The organism is Pseudomonas sp. HT11, from assembly GCF_044875395.1.
Classification (GTDB): domain Bacteria; phylum Pseudomonadota; class Gammaproteobacteria; order Pseudomonadales; family Pseudomonadaceae; genus Aquipseudomonas.
The window spans coordinates 1,832,279-1,845,840 of record NZ_CP173217.1 but is presented as its reverse complement, the minus strand read 5'-3'; the positions used below and the strand labels follow the sequence as shown (position 1 = coordinate 1,845,840).

The following is a 13,562-nucleotide window of genomic DNA, read 5'->3' as shown; positions in this document are numbered from 1 at the left end:
CGCCGCACGGGGATGGCTGGCGGCCGGCACCCGTGACCCTGACGAGTAACACGATGGCTGATTTACCGATCAATGACCTTAACGTCGAATCCAACGAGACCCTGATCACGCCCGATCAGCTCAAGCGCGAAATCCCTTTGAGCGACGCTGCCCTGCAGACCGTCACCAAGGGCCGCGAAGTCATCCGTGACATTCTCGACGGCACCGACCACCGCCTCTTTGTGGTGATCGGCCCTTGCTCGATCCACGACCTCAAGGCTGCCCACGAATACGCCGAGCGCCTCAAAGTGCTCGCGGCTGAAGTGTCCGACACCTTGTACCTGGTGATGCGCGTCTACTTCGAGAAACCGCGCACTACCGTCGGCTGGAAAGGTTTGATCAACGACCCGTACCTGGACGACTCGTTCAAGATTCAGGACGGCTTGCACATCGGTCGTCAATTGCTGCTGGACCTGGCCGAAATGGGCCTGCCCACCGCCACCGAAGCCCTCGACCCGATCTCCCCGCAGTACCTGCAGGACCTGATCAGCTGGTCGGCCATCGGCGCGCGCACCACCGAATCCCAGACTCACCGCGAAATGGCGTCCGGCCTGTCTTCGGCCGTGGGTTTCAAAAACGGCACCGATGGCGGCCTGACCGTCGCGATCAACGCGCTGCAATCGGTGTCCAGCCCGCACCGCTTCCTGGGGATCAACCAGGAAGGTGGCGTGTCCATCGTCACCACCAAGGGCAACGCCTATGGTCACGTGGTCTTGCGCGGCGGCAACGGCAAACCCAACTATGATTCGGTCAGCGTTGCGCTGTGCGAGCAGGCGCTGAACAAGGCCAACATCAAGCCGAACATCATGGTCGACTGCAGCCACGCCAACTCCAACAAGGACCCGGCCCTGCAGCCACTGGTAATGGAAAACGTCGCCAACCAGATCCTCGAAGGCAACCAGTCGATTATCGGCCTGATGGTCGAGAGCCATCTGAACTGGGGTTGCCAGGCCATTCCAAAAGACCTGGCCGACTTGCAGTACGGCGTGTCGATCACCGATGCCTGCATCGACTGGTCCGCCACCGAAACCACCCTGCGCAGCATGCACGCCAAGCTCAAGGACGTATTGCCGAAACGCAAACGCACTTGAACCGCTGAATCGCGCACACAAAAACGCCGGGCTTAGCCCGGCGTTTTTCGTGGTGCGGTCGCTCAGTTACAGCTTCGCGGCATGGCGCTGGTGGCGCTCCATGTAGCGCTCTACATAAGAGCACGAGGGGATCACCGTGTAGCCGGCCTCTTCGGCGAACTTCAACGCTTCTTCGGTCAACGCCGCAGCAATGCCACGGCCCCGCAACGCGTTGGGCACGAAGGTGCGATAGATATCCAGGGTCTGTTTACCGAGGTCCATATAGGTCAGATAGGCACGATGACCGTCCACATTGGTCTCGAACTGATGACCTGCCTGGTCATGGTGGATGGACAACGCCTCGCTCATCACTACTCCTCGCGGGTCTTGGATTTTGACCCCTACCTTACCGATGTTTTTCCGGCGAAGGAACATCTACGCCACCCCGTGCCGGTTTCGACAACGAGAAAACCTATAGCGCTCACAACCAGCACGTAGGGAATAGTAGTCACCAATGCTGCAATAGCTCAAGGCGCACTCGTCATCCCTTGCCGCTGGCGGTTACAGAAAGGGCCTCGATCAATCAGTGATCGATAGCCTGAACATTGCCGGCAGTTGAATCTTGAGACGAACTGCCGCTCTTAAAGTCACCTCTACATACGCAAAAGATGCGCGAGGCGGTAACGGCCCACTGAAAAAAAGTGTCAACCTCGATATATAAATCTTTACCTGTTTACCGGACCCGGCACATGCGGGCCGGACCTCTCAGCCTGGATCGAGTTCCCAGGGAAATGAAAAAATCTGGAGGGTTTTTATACAAACCTCCTAAAGATTAGCCAAAACAGATTCGGCGCAAGAATTTTTTTTGCTTCTTGCGCTACGTCAGTTTACTTACTACAAGTAATGAGTAGTATGTACGCCGGCTATCCGCTCACTCTGAGAAAGTAGCCATTTAATAGAAAGTCCTTGAAGGGGAACACGATGAACAACGTTCTGAAATTCTCTGCTCTGGCTCTGGCCGCAGTTCTGGCTACCGGTTGCAGCAGCGTCTCCAAAGAAACCGAAGCTCGTCTGACTGCAACTGAAGACGCAGCAGCTCGCTCCCAGGCTCGTGCAGACGAAGCCTACCGTAAAGCTGATGAAGCTCTGGCTGCTGCTCAAAAAGCACAACAGACTGCTGACGAAGCTAACGAGCGCGCTCTGCGCATGCTTGAAAAAGCAAGCCGCAAGTAATAATCCTTCGGGGTTGTTATCAAGCCGATCCATTCTTGGGTCGGCTTTTTATTGCCCGGGATTCGGCCCTGAAGCCCGCGCAATAAAAAGCCCGCCGCAGCGCAAGGCTGAGGCGGGCCAGGGATCGAGCAGGCTTACTGCTGCAGATCGACCGGCGTGCTGGACGCCACCGGCGCAGTGGCGCCCGGTACACCAATCTCCGTTGGCAGACCGTCTTCGGCCGCCACCACATCGCGCACCTGATCCCAGTTCACCCGCAGGTTATTGGCCAGGTCTTCGCGCTTGAGCAGGGCATTGATGACCGCCGTGTGCTTGTCGACCACGGACGGCGTGCCGTCATCGTTCAGCGGTGTATGCGCCTCAAGGTAGACCTTGCCGCCACTGCTGCCGAACTTGTAGGCATCATTGATGATGCGCACCGATGTGCCGACCGGCACCATGTCGGCCATCTCCAGCACATTGTTGTTGAACATGCGGAAGCAGCCGTGGCTTGTACGCGTGCCGATACCAAACTTCATGTTGGAGCCGTGAATCAAATAACCCGGCGTGCCCAGGGTGAACTTGAACGGGCCCAGTGGGTTGTCCGGACCGGCAGGCACCACGTTAGGCAGCGGGTCACCATTGGCAGCATGCTCGGCCTTGATCGACGCGGGCGGCGTCCAGGTCGGGTTGGGGATCTTGCCGGTGATGGTGGTGTGCGCGACCGGCGAACCCCAGCCTTCACGGCCGATGCCCAAGGGGAACGTGTAAACCACATTCTGGCCCTTGGGGTAATAGTAAAGCCGGTATTCCGCCAGGTTGATCACAATGCCTTCGCGAGGACCCGGCGGCAGGATGAAACGCGTCGGCAGCACGATCTCGGTACCGGCCCCCGGCAACCAGGCGTCGACGCCAGGGTTGGCCGCGACCATTTCCGAATAACCCAGGTCGTAGGTGGTGCCAAGGTCGGCGAAGGTGTCTTCGTACTTGGCCTTGATCACCTGAACCTGACCGACAATGTCTTCACCGGGCGGCGGCAAGGGCAACTGCAGCGCTGATGCCGAACCGGCTGCACAGAGCGCAGCGAGGGACAGGCAGCAGGAAACGACGGAAAGGCGCGACAACATCCGGAAAATCCTTCGCAGAACGACGGGTAGGAAAAAACTGATTGTACACGGGTGTCTGAGGGGAAGGCAGAGGGCCTGCGACCGTGCGCAAGCCTTTACAGCTCGAAACGCAGCTCCGGCCAGATCGGCGGTGTGCCACGCTTCTGCGATTCGAGGATGGCTCGGCACAGGGGGCACAGTCGCTGGTCTTGAAAGATCGAGCGGTCGACAGATGACCAACGCGGTTGTGCGGGCAATAAAGTCCCGCAAAGCGTGCGATCGATCGAGCCGCCCAGCTCCAATTGCCGCGCGACCAGATGCACCCGAACTTCCTGGCAGGCGAACAGGTCCAGCTGCTCGTCAGGCTCGATCAGTTGGTAATTGAACAGGGACCAGGCAGGGCGCGACATCGGGGGCTCCAGATCGGGGGGGCGCCACCTTAGCCGAAAGCCTGCCGGTATAAAAGCGTCATAGCAGCGGTTTTAGCGTTGGCCAGACATTTTCCAGCAACTTGCCCTGGGCACCGACCGCCGGGTGCAGCTGATCGGCCTGCATCAACTCCGGATGGCCGCCCACACCTTCAAGGAAAAACGGCACCAGCGGGATACTTTTTTCCTTGGCCAAGGCGCCATACACTTCGGCAAACGCCGTGGTGTATTTGGGACCGTAGTTGGGCGGCAGTTGCATGCCCAGCAGCAGCACCTTGGCGCCGCCGGCCTTGGACTGGTCAATCATCGACGCAAGATTTTGTTTCAATTGCGCTGGCGGCTGACCGCGCAGGCCGTCGTTACCGCCCAGCTCGAGAATCACCAGGTCCGGCTTATGCTCTGCAAGCGCCGCCGGCAGCCGCGCGAGGCCACCTGCGCTGGTGTCGCCGCTGATGGACGCATTGACCACTTTGTCGTCAAAACCTTCCTGCTTGAGCCGCTGCTGCAGCAAGGCCACCCACCCTTTGCTGGTATCCAGGCCGAAACCGGCACTGATACTATCGCCAACGATCAGGACTGTACCCGCCGCTGCGTTCTGGGCCATGCACATCAAGGCCAGGCCAGCACTCAAAAACCACATTCGCATCGGATTCTCCATGGGCGCAAGCATTCTCACCGCGCGAAACCTTAGCAAAGTGGTTCCCAGCGCGGAAGGTGAACTGACTATCCTGCACGAACTTAGCCTGGAACTGAACAAGGGCGATAGCCTGGCTATCGTCGGCAGCTCCGGCTCCGGCAAATCCACCCTCCTGGGCCTGTTGGCCGGCCTCGATCTGCCCAGCAGTGGCGAAGTCACACTGGCAGGCCAAGCCTTGAGCACCCTGGATGAAGACCAACGCGCACGCATCCGCGCCGAGCACGTCGGCTTCGTCTTCCAGTCATTCCAGCTGCTCGACAGTCTCAATGCCCTGGAAAACGTCATGCTGCCGCTGGAGCTGGACGGCCGCAAGGACGCCCGCGAGCGCGCCAAACACCTGCTCGAGCGCGTCGGCCTGGGCCAGCGGCTGACCCACTCGCCGCGCCAGCTTTCCGGTGGCGAGCAACAACGGGTTGCCATCGCCCGAGCCTTCGCCGCCGAACCGGATGTGCTGTTTGCCGACGAACCCACCGGCAACCTCGACAGCCACACCGGCGAACGCATCAGCGACCTGCTGTTCGAACTTAATAAAGAAAGCGGCACGACCCTGGTACTCGTCACCCACGACGAGCGCCTGGCCCACCGTTGCCGACGCCTGATCCGCCTTGAAGCCGGCCTGATGGTCGCGCCCCTGGAGCCTTGATGGCCCGTTTGCCGCTGTTGCGCCTGTTCAGCCTTGCCATGCGTCAATTGCTGCGCGATGCCCGCGCCGGCGAGTTGCGCGTATTGTTCTTCGCGCTGGTGGTGGCCGTGGCGGCCAGCACTGCCATCGGCTACTTCGGTGCGCGTCTCAATGGCGCCATGCTGTTGCGTGCCACCGAGTTCCTCGGCGCCGACCTGGTGCTTGAAGGCAGCTCGCCAGCCCGTCCCGAACAAATCAAGTCCGGGACTGAACTGGGCCTGGATCATGCCCGCATCGTTGAGTTTTCCAGCGTCATCGCCACGGATAATGGCATTCAGCTTTCCAGCATCAAGGCGGTCAACGAGCAGTACCCGCTGCGTGGCGAGCTCAAAAGTGCGGCAGAACCGTTCGGCACTGAAACTCCTGGCGGTGGACCCAAGCCCGGTGAGGCCTGGGTGGAAGCAAGGCTGCTGACGGCGCTGGACCTGAAAGTCGGCGACAGCATCGATGTCGGCATGAAGACCCTGCGACTGACGCGCATACTGACCTACGAGCCAGACCGCGCCGGTAACTTCTACAGCCTTACACCCCGCGTCATGATCAACCTTGCCGACCTCGATGCCACCGGCGTGGTGCAGCCCGGTAGCCGCGTGAGTTACCGTGAACTGTGGCGCGCGCCTCAAGGCAGCACGGCGCTGCAAACCTATCGCGACCTGGTCAAGCCGGGCCTCGCCGCCAACCAGCGCCTGCAGGATTCGCGAGACGGCAACCAGCAGATCGGCGGCGCGCTGGGCAAGGCCGAGCGCTACCTGAACATGGCCAGCCTGGTGGCGGTCTTGCTGGCCGGCGTGGCGGTGGCATTGTCGGCCAATCGCTTCGCCAGCCGGCGTTTCGATGCCAGCGCACTGTTGCGCTGCCTTGGGCTGTCGCGCCGCGAAGCAATGTTGCTGTTCACCCTGCAACTGAGCGTGCTGGGCGTGGCGGCAAGCCTGGCCGGCGCCCTGCTTGGCTGGCTGGCGCAGTTTGGTCTGTTCTATTTCCTGCACGACCTGCTGCCGGCGGACGTGCCGCCCGGCGGGCTGCTGCCGGCGGTCGCAGGCATCGGCACCGGGCTGGTCGCCCTCGCCGGTTTCGCCTTGCCGCCGCTGGCGGCGCTGGGGCGTGTACCACCGCTGCGGGTATTGCGCCGTGACCTGCTGCCGATCCCGTCCAGTACCTGGATGGTGTATGGCGCGGCGCTGTTGGCGCTCGGCCTGATTATGTGGCGCCTTAGCCTCGACCTGGTGCTGACCTTCGCCTTGCTGGGCGGCGGCGTGGTAGCTGCGCTGATCCTCGGCGGCTTGCTGCTGCTGTTGCTGCAAAGCCTGCGGCGCTTGTTGGCTCGCGCCACGCTGCCCTGGCGTCTGGGCCTGGGGCAGTTGCTGCGTCATCCGTTGGCGGCGGCCGGGCAGTCGCTGGCGTTTGGCCTTATCCTGCTGTCCATGGGCTTGATCGCCCTGCTGCGTGGCGAGTTACTGGACACCTGGCAAAACCAGCTGCCCAAGGATGCGCCCAACTATTTCGCCCTGAACATCCTGCCGGCCGACAAGGACGCCTTCAGCGCCCGACTCCTGGAGGTACAGGCGCAATCGGCGCCGTTGTACCCCGTGGTGCCGGGCCGGCTGATCAGCATCAATGGCGAAGCGGTGCAGGAAATTGTCAGCAAAGACTCGAGCGGCGACCGAGCGGTGCAGCGTGACTTGAGCCTGACCTGGGCCGCCGACCTGCCACCGGGCAATGTGCTGACAGCCGGCTCCTGGTGGTCTCAGCAACCGGGCGATGAAGTCCCCGGGGTTTCGGTGGAAGCCAAGGTCGCTGCAAGCCTGAAGCTCAAACTCAACGATCATCTGATCTTTACCGTCGGCGGAGAAAATCGTGAAGCGCGCGTCACCAGCCTGCGGACCATCAACTGGGATAACTTCCAGCCCAACTTCTTCATGATCTTCCAACCGGGCACCTTGAAAGACCTGCCCGCGACCTACTTGACCAGCTTCTACCTGGCGCCAGGCCATGATCAGCAGATCGTTGACCTGTCCCGGGCATTCCCGGCCGTCACCATCCTGCAGGTCGAGGCCTTGCTGGAGCAGTTGCGCAGCATCCTCGCCCAAGTGACCCTGGCGGTGGAATACGTACTGTTGTTTGTACTGGCGGCCGGCATGGCGGTGCTGTTTTCCGGCTTGCAGGCCACCCTGGATGAGCGCATTCGCCAGGGGGCGCTGCTGCGTGCACTGGGTGCAGAGCGCAAGTTGCTGGTCAAGGCACGCCGCATCGAGTTCGGCTTGCTCGGCGCAGTCAGCGGTCTGCTGGCAGCGCTGGGTACGGAATTGGTGACATGGGTGTTGTACCGCTACGCGTTCGACCTGGCCTGGCACCCTCACCCGTGGCTGTTGCTGCTGCCGGTGATCGGTGCCGTGCTGATCGGCGGTGCCGGCGTATTCGGCACGCGCCGTGCGTTGAATGCCAGCCCACTGACGGTATTGCGCGAAGGTTGAAACATTGATGGCCCGTACGCTATTCGGAGTACGGGCCAGCAGCGTTTATTTCACATACTCGATACCGGTAATCCACCAGCACACCTCGCCGGTCGGGGTTTGCACAATGGCCTCATCGTCGACCTCCTTACGGAGCAACGCCCGGGCCATCGGTGAGTCGATGGAGATGTAGTCCATGCGCTCATAAATCTCGTCATAGCCAACGATACGAAAACGCTTGGTCTCGCCCTGCTCGTTTTCGATATCAACCCAGGCGCCGAAGAACACCTTGCCTTCCTGCTCAGGCATGTATTCCACCACGCGCATATCTTCCAGCCGCTTGCGCAAGTAACGCACCCGCCGGTCAATTTCGCGCAGCAGCTTCTTGTTGTACTGGTAGTCCGCATTTTCGCTGCGATCCCCCAGAGACGCTGCCCAGGTCACTTTACGCGTGGTGTCCGGACGTTTTTCACGCCACAGATAATCCAGCTCTTTTTTTAGCGCCTCATGACCTTCTTTGGTAATCAGCTTGGTACTCAAACGCTTGCATCCCCAGACAATGTCCAATGGTGCCGAAACGCCACAGCATCATGCCTTGGCGTCGACTGGCGGGGGTGATGATAAATGAACTATGAAAAGTAGCCAGATCGGCAAGCACATTGCTTCACTCTAGCCTTCCAGGGTTTGATCCAACTCAAGCAGCACACCCTGCAAACGTTGTCGCATACCCGACACCTGCGACATCGCCAGCGCCAGCTTCTGGGCTTTTTGGCTGACGTATGCTTGCTGCTCCTGCAGTTGCGTCGCGTGCTGCTCCAACTGACGATCCTTTTCATCCAGTTCGCCCTGTTTTTGTTGCAGTCGGGCCTGCCACTGCTCAAGCACTTTTTCTCGCTCAATGACCGCGTTTTTTTGTTGCGTCAGGTCCTGGGCGACCTTGGCAAGATTGGTCAGCGTACTGTCCAGTTCAGGCATCAATGCATGTTCCATTTCAACGGGGCGCTGCAATGGCGCAGGTTCACTCGGTGCCAATTGAGCCGGCTGCGCAACGGGCTCTGCCAGCGCTACCTTCTGCGCAGTTGCGACGGGAATATCCAACGCCTCAGCAACCACAGGCTCAAGCACCGGCGGCTCGACGGGCGTGGGTAGATTTGAAGTTCTGGCGGGCGGGATCATTTGTGATGAGAAGCGAATGGACGGCACGATCAAGGAAGCACTTTCGATCGCAGGCAAGACAGGCGCAGACATGCCCAAGGTAATCACCTTCATTACCAATGCCTTCTTGATGATCATCGAATGGTGATCCTCGGGCCTGGCGGGCGGTAATTTGCAGCCTTTCAAATCAATAAAATGGAATGCAATCGAACTGTCGTTCACTGCGCTGGCTTTAGTGCCGGAGGCTGCCGCGGCCATCAGGATTTGCTTGAAGACTTGCATGGCCACTTGCAGGTCTTCTTTGGACTCGATACTGCCCAGAAAATGCCGATCAAGTTTTTTACGCAACGCAGCGATGTAAACCCTGGAGTTGCCCGGCTCAGTCTCTTCATCAAGGCTATAGACGAGAAAGTTGCAGTCGATCTGGGCAACAGCAAACCCGCAGAGCAGCGCACCGTTAACCGGGGCGTCCTGGCCACTGCGTTCAAGAACAAGGGTACGTAGAAGCATCATGATAATCAGGTCTCGTTACAAAAGAGCAAACCTTACATAAACGCCAGATAAAAAATCCGACCGTTAACCATTCTCGAAACAGCGCAATTGTTTCAGTAAGTTATCCGGCTTGACGTAGGAGTTTCCTTATAACTTCGCCCGCGCGTTCCCAAGCGTATTGATTAAACGTAACCTTTTTAAAGTTCATCCATACACAACACGCACGTTCCATACGCTCAGCCAAACTTAATCGGTAAAAACATGCTCGAGATAAGCAGCCTGACTAAGCACTTGGGCAAAAGTAATGTAATCAACAATTTCTCATTGTTTGCTCAGCGCCAGGAGTGTATCGGTCTGTTCGGGGAAGACGGCGCCGGCAAAACAACCTTGCTGAACTTGATCTCCGGCATCGCTAACCCCTCCTCCGGGTCCATCACCGTCCATGGGTTCAACACCCAGACCCATCCACTTCAAGCACGCAAAGTTCTCGGCTATCAACTCCAGGCCGGGCTCAGCCATCAGACGATGTCCGTTAAAGGCTTTCTCAATTTCATTGCCGACGTGCGAGGGTTCAGCGGGGCTGAAAAACGCAGCAGGGTGGATCGAGCGGCCATGCGCCTGGAGTTGTCGCGTGTGCTCAATGTTCCTATCAGTGCGCTTTGCGTAGGTTTGAAGCGCAAGGTAGCCATCGCCCAAGCCATCCTGCATACACCCAGCCTGCTTCTGCTGGATGAACCGAGCGACGGACTGGCGCCGAATCAACGGCTCAAATTCAGAACACTGGTCCAGTCCCTGACCGAAGAAATGGCGGTGATTATCGCCTCGCGTCATTGCGACGAACTGGCCAGCCTTTGCACGCGGGCGCTGGTCATCGCGCGCGGCCAGTTGGTGGCTGACACGCCGCTGTCCGAGTTTCAGCGCAAATCCCGCCACTACCGGGCAGTCACCCTGGCCGCAGAAACCCCTCTGGATTTACTCGCACTGGCCGTCTTACCCGGCGTCGCAGGCATAGAAGAAGACCGGCATACACCCGGCACCGTAACCGTTCTGGCCCTGCCTGGGCACAGCATCTATCCCCCTATCAACGCACTGATCGCCAACCGCGGCTGGAACATAACGTCATTGAAACTGGAAACAGGGCGCCTGAACGAAGTCGTTCGCCATTTGAGTCATGAGGTATCTCTGTGAAACTGCTGCCGGTGATTTTCAAGCGTCAACTCGTCAGCTATGCCCGTACGCCAGGCACGTACTTGAGTGTTGCTGCGTTTGTGCTGCTGTGCGCGGCACTGGGGCTGAATACGAGCCCGTGGCTCGAAGAAGGCGGCGCTGACTTACAAGTGTTTTTTCAGCTACACCCTTGGCTCTACCTGCTGCTGATTCCAACCTTGTCAACGCAGCTGTGGTCGGACGAACATCACCCTGGCATGCGCGACATGATGAAAACGCTGCCCATCACGACCGTCGAACGCGTGCTGGGAAAATTTCTGGCCGCATGGGTCGTGTGTGGCATTGCCTTGGCCCTGACCTTTCCTCTGGTGGTTGTCGCCAACTACCTGGGCGCTGCGGACAACGCCGTTATCACGTCACAATTTCTGGCAAGCGGGTTGCTCGCGGGAAGTTATCTATCGGTGGGATGCTTTATCTGCGCGCTGACCCACCGGCGCATCGTTATTTTCCTACTAACGCTCGGTTTGCTGCTTACCGTCAGCATGCTTTCTTCAGCACTGGATGCCCTTGAGCACCAGGCGCCTATTTGGGTGGTAGACAGTTTGATCGCGCTTGACCCGATCTTACGCTTTGGCGCTCTCGACAACGGCAAACTGACACTCCATGACTGCCTGTACTTCGTCAGCGTGATCCTTGCCTTTCTTGCGGCAACAGCAGTCACACTCAATTACAAAGCCCGTTGAGAAGGAAAGCACCGCATGCGATCCGCTATTCGCACGGGTATGACACTTACGGTCATATCATTACTCTTTCTGGCCTTTAATCTGGTCTGGGTAAACAACCTTCCCGATATCCGTTGGGACTTTTCACAACACAAAATCCATACGTTGTCGCCGCAGGCACGGCATCTGCTCGCCTCACTTGAGGCCCCCGTGGATTTGTATTACTTCAACTCACGCCATGACCCGCAAAAAAGCCAGGCGTTGAAACGCTATGGCGAGCGTGTGGAAGACTTGCTTGAAGAGTTCGAAAAAGCCGCCAAAGGCAGGATTAACTTGCACGTTATTGATCCGGCGCCTTATTCAGACGAGGCCTATAAAGCGGGCCTGTTCGGGCTGGACGACACCCATGGGTTCCTCGGTCTGATAGGCGTGCGTGCAGGCCAGGCCGCACAACGTATCGACGCATTCAGCCTGGATGACGAGCCGGTGCTCGAATATGCAATAAGCCACTTGATCTACACACTGGGGCACCCAGCGCCACCCACTGTTGGCGTGCTGACAGGGCTGGCGTTGAACGAGTCCGCCGGGCAGTTACTGACGAAAATGCGTCAGCACTTCACCCTCGAAAGCCTGGCATCGAACATTCCACAGGTGCCTGAATCGATCGGGACACTGATGGTCGTCCACCCGCGTGCACTGCCCGAGCGAACCCTGTACGCGATCGAACAGTTTGTACTCAGGGGCGGAAAGTTGATGATCTTTCTCGACCCTTTGAGCGAGAGCGCGGCAGACGCCGCGCCGGCAAACTCCACGCTGGACGGCCTGCTTGCCGCGTGGGGCGTACAGATGCCGGCGGACAAGCTGCTGGTGGATAATCTCTATGCCTCGTCCGCGTCTTCCGGCGCTGGCGAGCCGACCGTCTTCCATCCGGCCAGATTGAGCCTGCCACGCCAGGCGATGACGGCGGACGACGTCAGCGCGTGGAAACTGAATACGGTGATTGTCTCGAGCAGTGGCGCACTTTCTCGCCTCAGGAAAAGCCGCACGCTGCTCACCCCGCTGCTGCAAAGCTCCACGCAGTCTGCGCTATTGGACGCCGCGCGCTTTGCATCAGCCAGCGCACTCGACTCACAAATCGATCAACCGTCTGCTGTCGGCCAACGCCAGGTGATAGCGGCTCGCCTCAGCGGCCCCGCCTATTCGGCATTTCCAGACGGTGTCGACGGGCAGCCCGCTGGTTTGCAAAAGGCTGCAGACATTCAGGTGGTGGTGGTCGCCGACACTGATTTACTCATGGACTCTGTCATCAGCTCAGCCGCCAACGGCAACGTTACGTTTGTCTTGAATACCCTGGATAACCTGGCGGCTCCTGATGTTCTCGCGAGCATTCGGCCCCGTGCAATGGCCAACCAATCACCCAACCCGCTTTCAGACAGGCGCGAAGCCGCTGCACAGGCCTACGCCCAAAAGGCAGGGGAACTTGAACGACGGCTTGAGCGAACCGAGCACGAATGGCAACGCTTGAAACCGCCGGACACCGGCTTCGGCACCCAAGCGGTGAATACCAATACCCAGTTGCAAGCACTGAACAAGGAACGCCTGCGACTGCCCATGGAGTTACAGGCGCTCAAGGTCGAGGCTTACGCATCGGTGCATCAACTGGAGCTAACCCTGAAACTGCTGCTGATCGGCGCCGTACCGCTGCTGGTGTGCTTTATCGCGTGGACAGTGTCGCTTTACAACCGGCGACGTCGATCAGCCGTGACCGCCAACCTGCTTTAAGCACTCAACGACGAGCGATCAGTCCCTGGCGGGCAATGCGCGTCAGCTGACGGATGACTTCATCGGCATCAGCGGCGCTGGGCGCCTGAATCACTGCAAGGTCGAAACTGTTGGCGGCAAAGCGGGCCAGGGAGTCGCCATCTTCCACAAACTGGATCAGGAACGCCGAAGGTCGCCCGGTGCGACGCGGCCAGCCATCGAGGTAACGCAGCAGCGTAGGCTGGTGCTTACCACCCAGGAGGATTTTCGGATTGCGTTGCGTCAGGTCCGCGGTGATCGGGGCCAGGCGTATGAGGGGGCGAAGTGCATTCATCGTGTCGTGTCTCTGCCTCAAAAGTCTGCGGGCAGGTGAGAGGCAACACCGAACCAGCGCTTTAGCGGTATTTCGAAGCCTGACCCTTGATGAGTGCATGCCTCTGTCGGGCTGTATCGAGCCCAGTGGCGCCCCGCAATTAGCTGTTTAAATCGGCGCATGAGCAGCATCCTAGAGAAGCCGGTGGGGCAGTGTCAAGAATCCCGAGCAACGAAAAAGCCCGCACAGGGCGGGCTTTTTCCGGGTT

The 13,562-nt window shown here is 59.2% G+C and carries 14 protein-coding genes; 7 read left to right on the top strand and 7 right to left on the bottom strand.

The window, feature by feature from the left end:
- The first annotated feature begins 53 nt into the window (after positions 1 to 53).
- On the top strand, positions 54 to 1,130 hold the full coding sequence (locus ABWL43_RS08390) for a 3-deoxy-7-phosphoheptulonate synthase (RefSeq protein WP_145163221.1): 1,077 nt from the start codon (positions 54 to 56) through the stop codon (positions 1,128 to 1,130).
- 66 nt (positions 1,131 to 1,196) lie between these two features.
- Here ABWL43_RS08390 and ABWL43_RS08385 read toward each other — a convergent pair whose 3' ends face one another.
- Entirely contained in the window at positions 1,197 to 1,478 is a 282-nt protein-coding gene (locus tag ABWL43_RS08385; protein ID WP_003189869.1) for a GNAT family N-acetyltransferase, read from the bottom strand.
- A 612-nt stretch (positions 1,479 to 2,090) separates the two neighbouring features.
- Between ABWL43_RS08385 and oprI the strand changes: the two genes are divergently transcribed.
- Positions 2,091 to 2,342, top strand: coding sequence for an outer membrane lipoprotei OprI (gene oprI / locus ABWL43_RS08380; protein ID WP_003172710.1), 252 nt, complete (start codon positions 2,091 to 2,093; stop codon positions 2,340 to 2,342).
- Positions 2,343 to 2,476: 134 nt separating this feature from the next.
- Here the strand turns inward: oprI and ABWL43_RS08375 are convergent, their stop codons facing one another.
- The 3 genes from ABWL43_RS08375 to ABWL43_RS08365 all read right to left on the bottom strand — a co-directional run bounded on the left by ABWL43_RS08375 (position 2,477) and on the right by ABWL43_RS08365 (position 4,501).
- The gene (locus tag ABWL43_RS08375) at positions 2,477 to 3,448 is read right to left on the bottom strand and encodes a L,D-transpeptidase family protein (protein ID WP_145163219.1); all 972 of its coding nucleotides are present in this window, start codon (positions 3,446 to 3,448) and stop codon (positions 2,477 to 2,479) included.
- 95 nt (positions 3,449 to 3,543) lie between these two features.
- Complete coding sequence (locus ABWL43_RS08370) at positions 3,544 to 3,837, bottom strand: hypothetical protein (protein WP_016972348.1); 294 nt, start codon at positions 3,835 to 3,837, stop codon at positions 3,544 to 3,546.
- A 58-nt stretch (positions 3,838 to 3,895) separates the two neighbouring features.
- The gene (locus ABWL43_RS08365; protein WP_178119709.1) at positions 3,896 to 4,501 is read right to left on the bottom strand and encodes an arylesterase; all 606 of its coding nucleotides are present in this window, start codon (positions 4,499 to 4,501) and stop codon (positions 3,896 to 3,898) included.
- A 10-nt stretch (positions 4,502 to 4,511) separates the two neighbouring features.
- On the opposite strand from ABWL43_RS08365, the gene ABWL43_RS08360 reads away from it, so the two are divergent.
- Positions 4,512 to 5,195: an ABC transporter ATP-binding protein gene (locus ABWL43_RS08360; protein WP_016972350.1), complete on the top strand. Its 684-nt coding sequence runs from the start codon at positions 4,512 to 4,514 to the stop codon at positions 5,193 to 5,195.
- Positions 5,195 to 7,705: an ABC transporter permease gene (locus tag ABWL43_RS08355; RefSeq protein ID WP_404487416.1), complete on the top strand. Its 2,511-nt coding sequence runs from the start codon at positions 5,195 to 5,197 to the stop codon at positions 7,703 to 7,705. Before ABWL43_RS08360 ends, ABWL43_RS08355 begins: the two co-directional genes overlap by 1 nt.
- Before the next feature lie 45 nt (positions 7,706 to 7,750).
- Here the strand turns inward: ABWL43_RS08355 and greB are convergent, their stop codons facing one another.
- Positions 7,751 to 8,224, bottom strand: a complete 474-nt coding sequence (greB, locus tag ABWL43_RS08350; RefSeq protein ID WP_083360479.1) for a transcription elongation factor GreB — start codon at positions 8,222 to 8,224, stop codon at positions 7,751 to 7,753.
- Between the two features lie 129 nt (positions 8,225 to 8,353).
- A complete protein-coding gene (locus ABWL43_RS08345; protein ID WP_404487415.1) occupies positions 8,354 to 9,352 on the bottom strand; it encodes a hypothetical protein in 999 nt (332 codons plus the stop codon).
- A 240-nt stretch (positions 9,353 to 9,592) separates the two neighbouring features.
- On the opposite strand from ABWL43_RS08345, the gene ABWL43_RS08340 reads away from it, so the two are divergent.
- From ABWL43_RS08340 to ABWL43_RS08330, 3 genes are read left to right on the top strand one after another with little or no spacing between them, the layout of a single operon-like run.
- Complete coding sequence (locus ABWL43_RS08340) at positions 9,593 to 10,519, top strand: ABC transporter ATP-binding protein (RefSeq protein ID WP_404487414.1); 927 nt, start codon at positions 9,593 to 9,595, stop codon at positions 10,517 to 10,519.
- Entirely contained in the window at positions 10,516 to 11,241 is a 726-nt protein-coding gene (locus ABWL43_RS08335; RefSeq protein ID WP_404487413.1) for an ABC transporter permease, read from the top strand. The genes ABWL43_RS08340 and ABWL43_RS08335 overlap by 4 nt, the downstream gene beginning before the upstream one ends.
- Positions 11,242 to 11,256: 15 nt before the next feature.
- Positions 11,257 to 13,002: a Gldg family protein gene (locus ABWL43_RS08330; protein ID WP_404487412.1), complete on the top strand. Its 1,746-nt coding sequence runs from the start codon at positions 11,257 to 11,259 to the stop codon at positions 13,000 to 13,002.
- Between the two features lie 4 nt (positions 13,003 to 13,006).
- On the opposite strand, the gene ABWL43_RS08325 is transcribed toward ABWL43_RS08330, so the two are convergent.
- Positions 13,007 to 13,315, bottom strand: a complete 309-nt coding sequence (locus ABWL43_RS08325; protein WP_262207631.1) for a class I SAM-dependent methyltransferase — start codon at positions 13,313 to 13,315, stop codon at positions 13,007 to 13,009.
- Between the last annotated feature and the right edge of the window lie 247 nt (positions 13,316 to 13,562).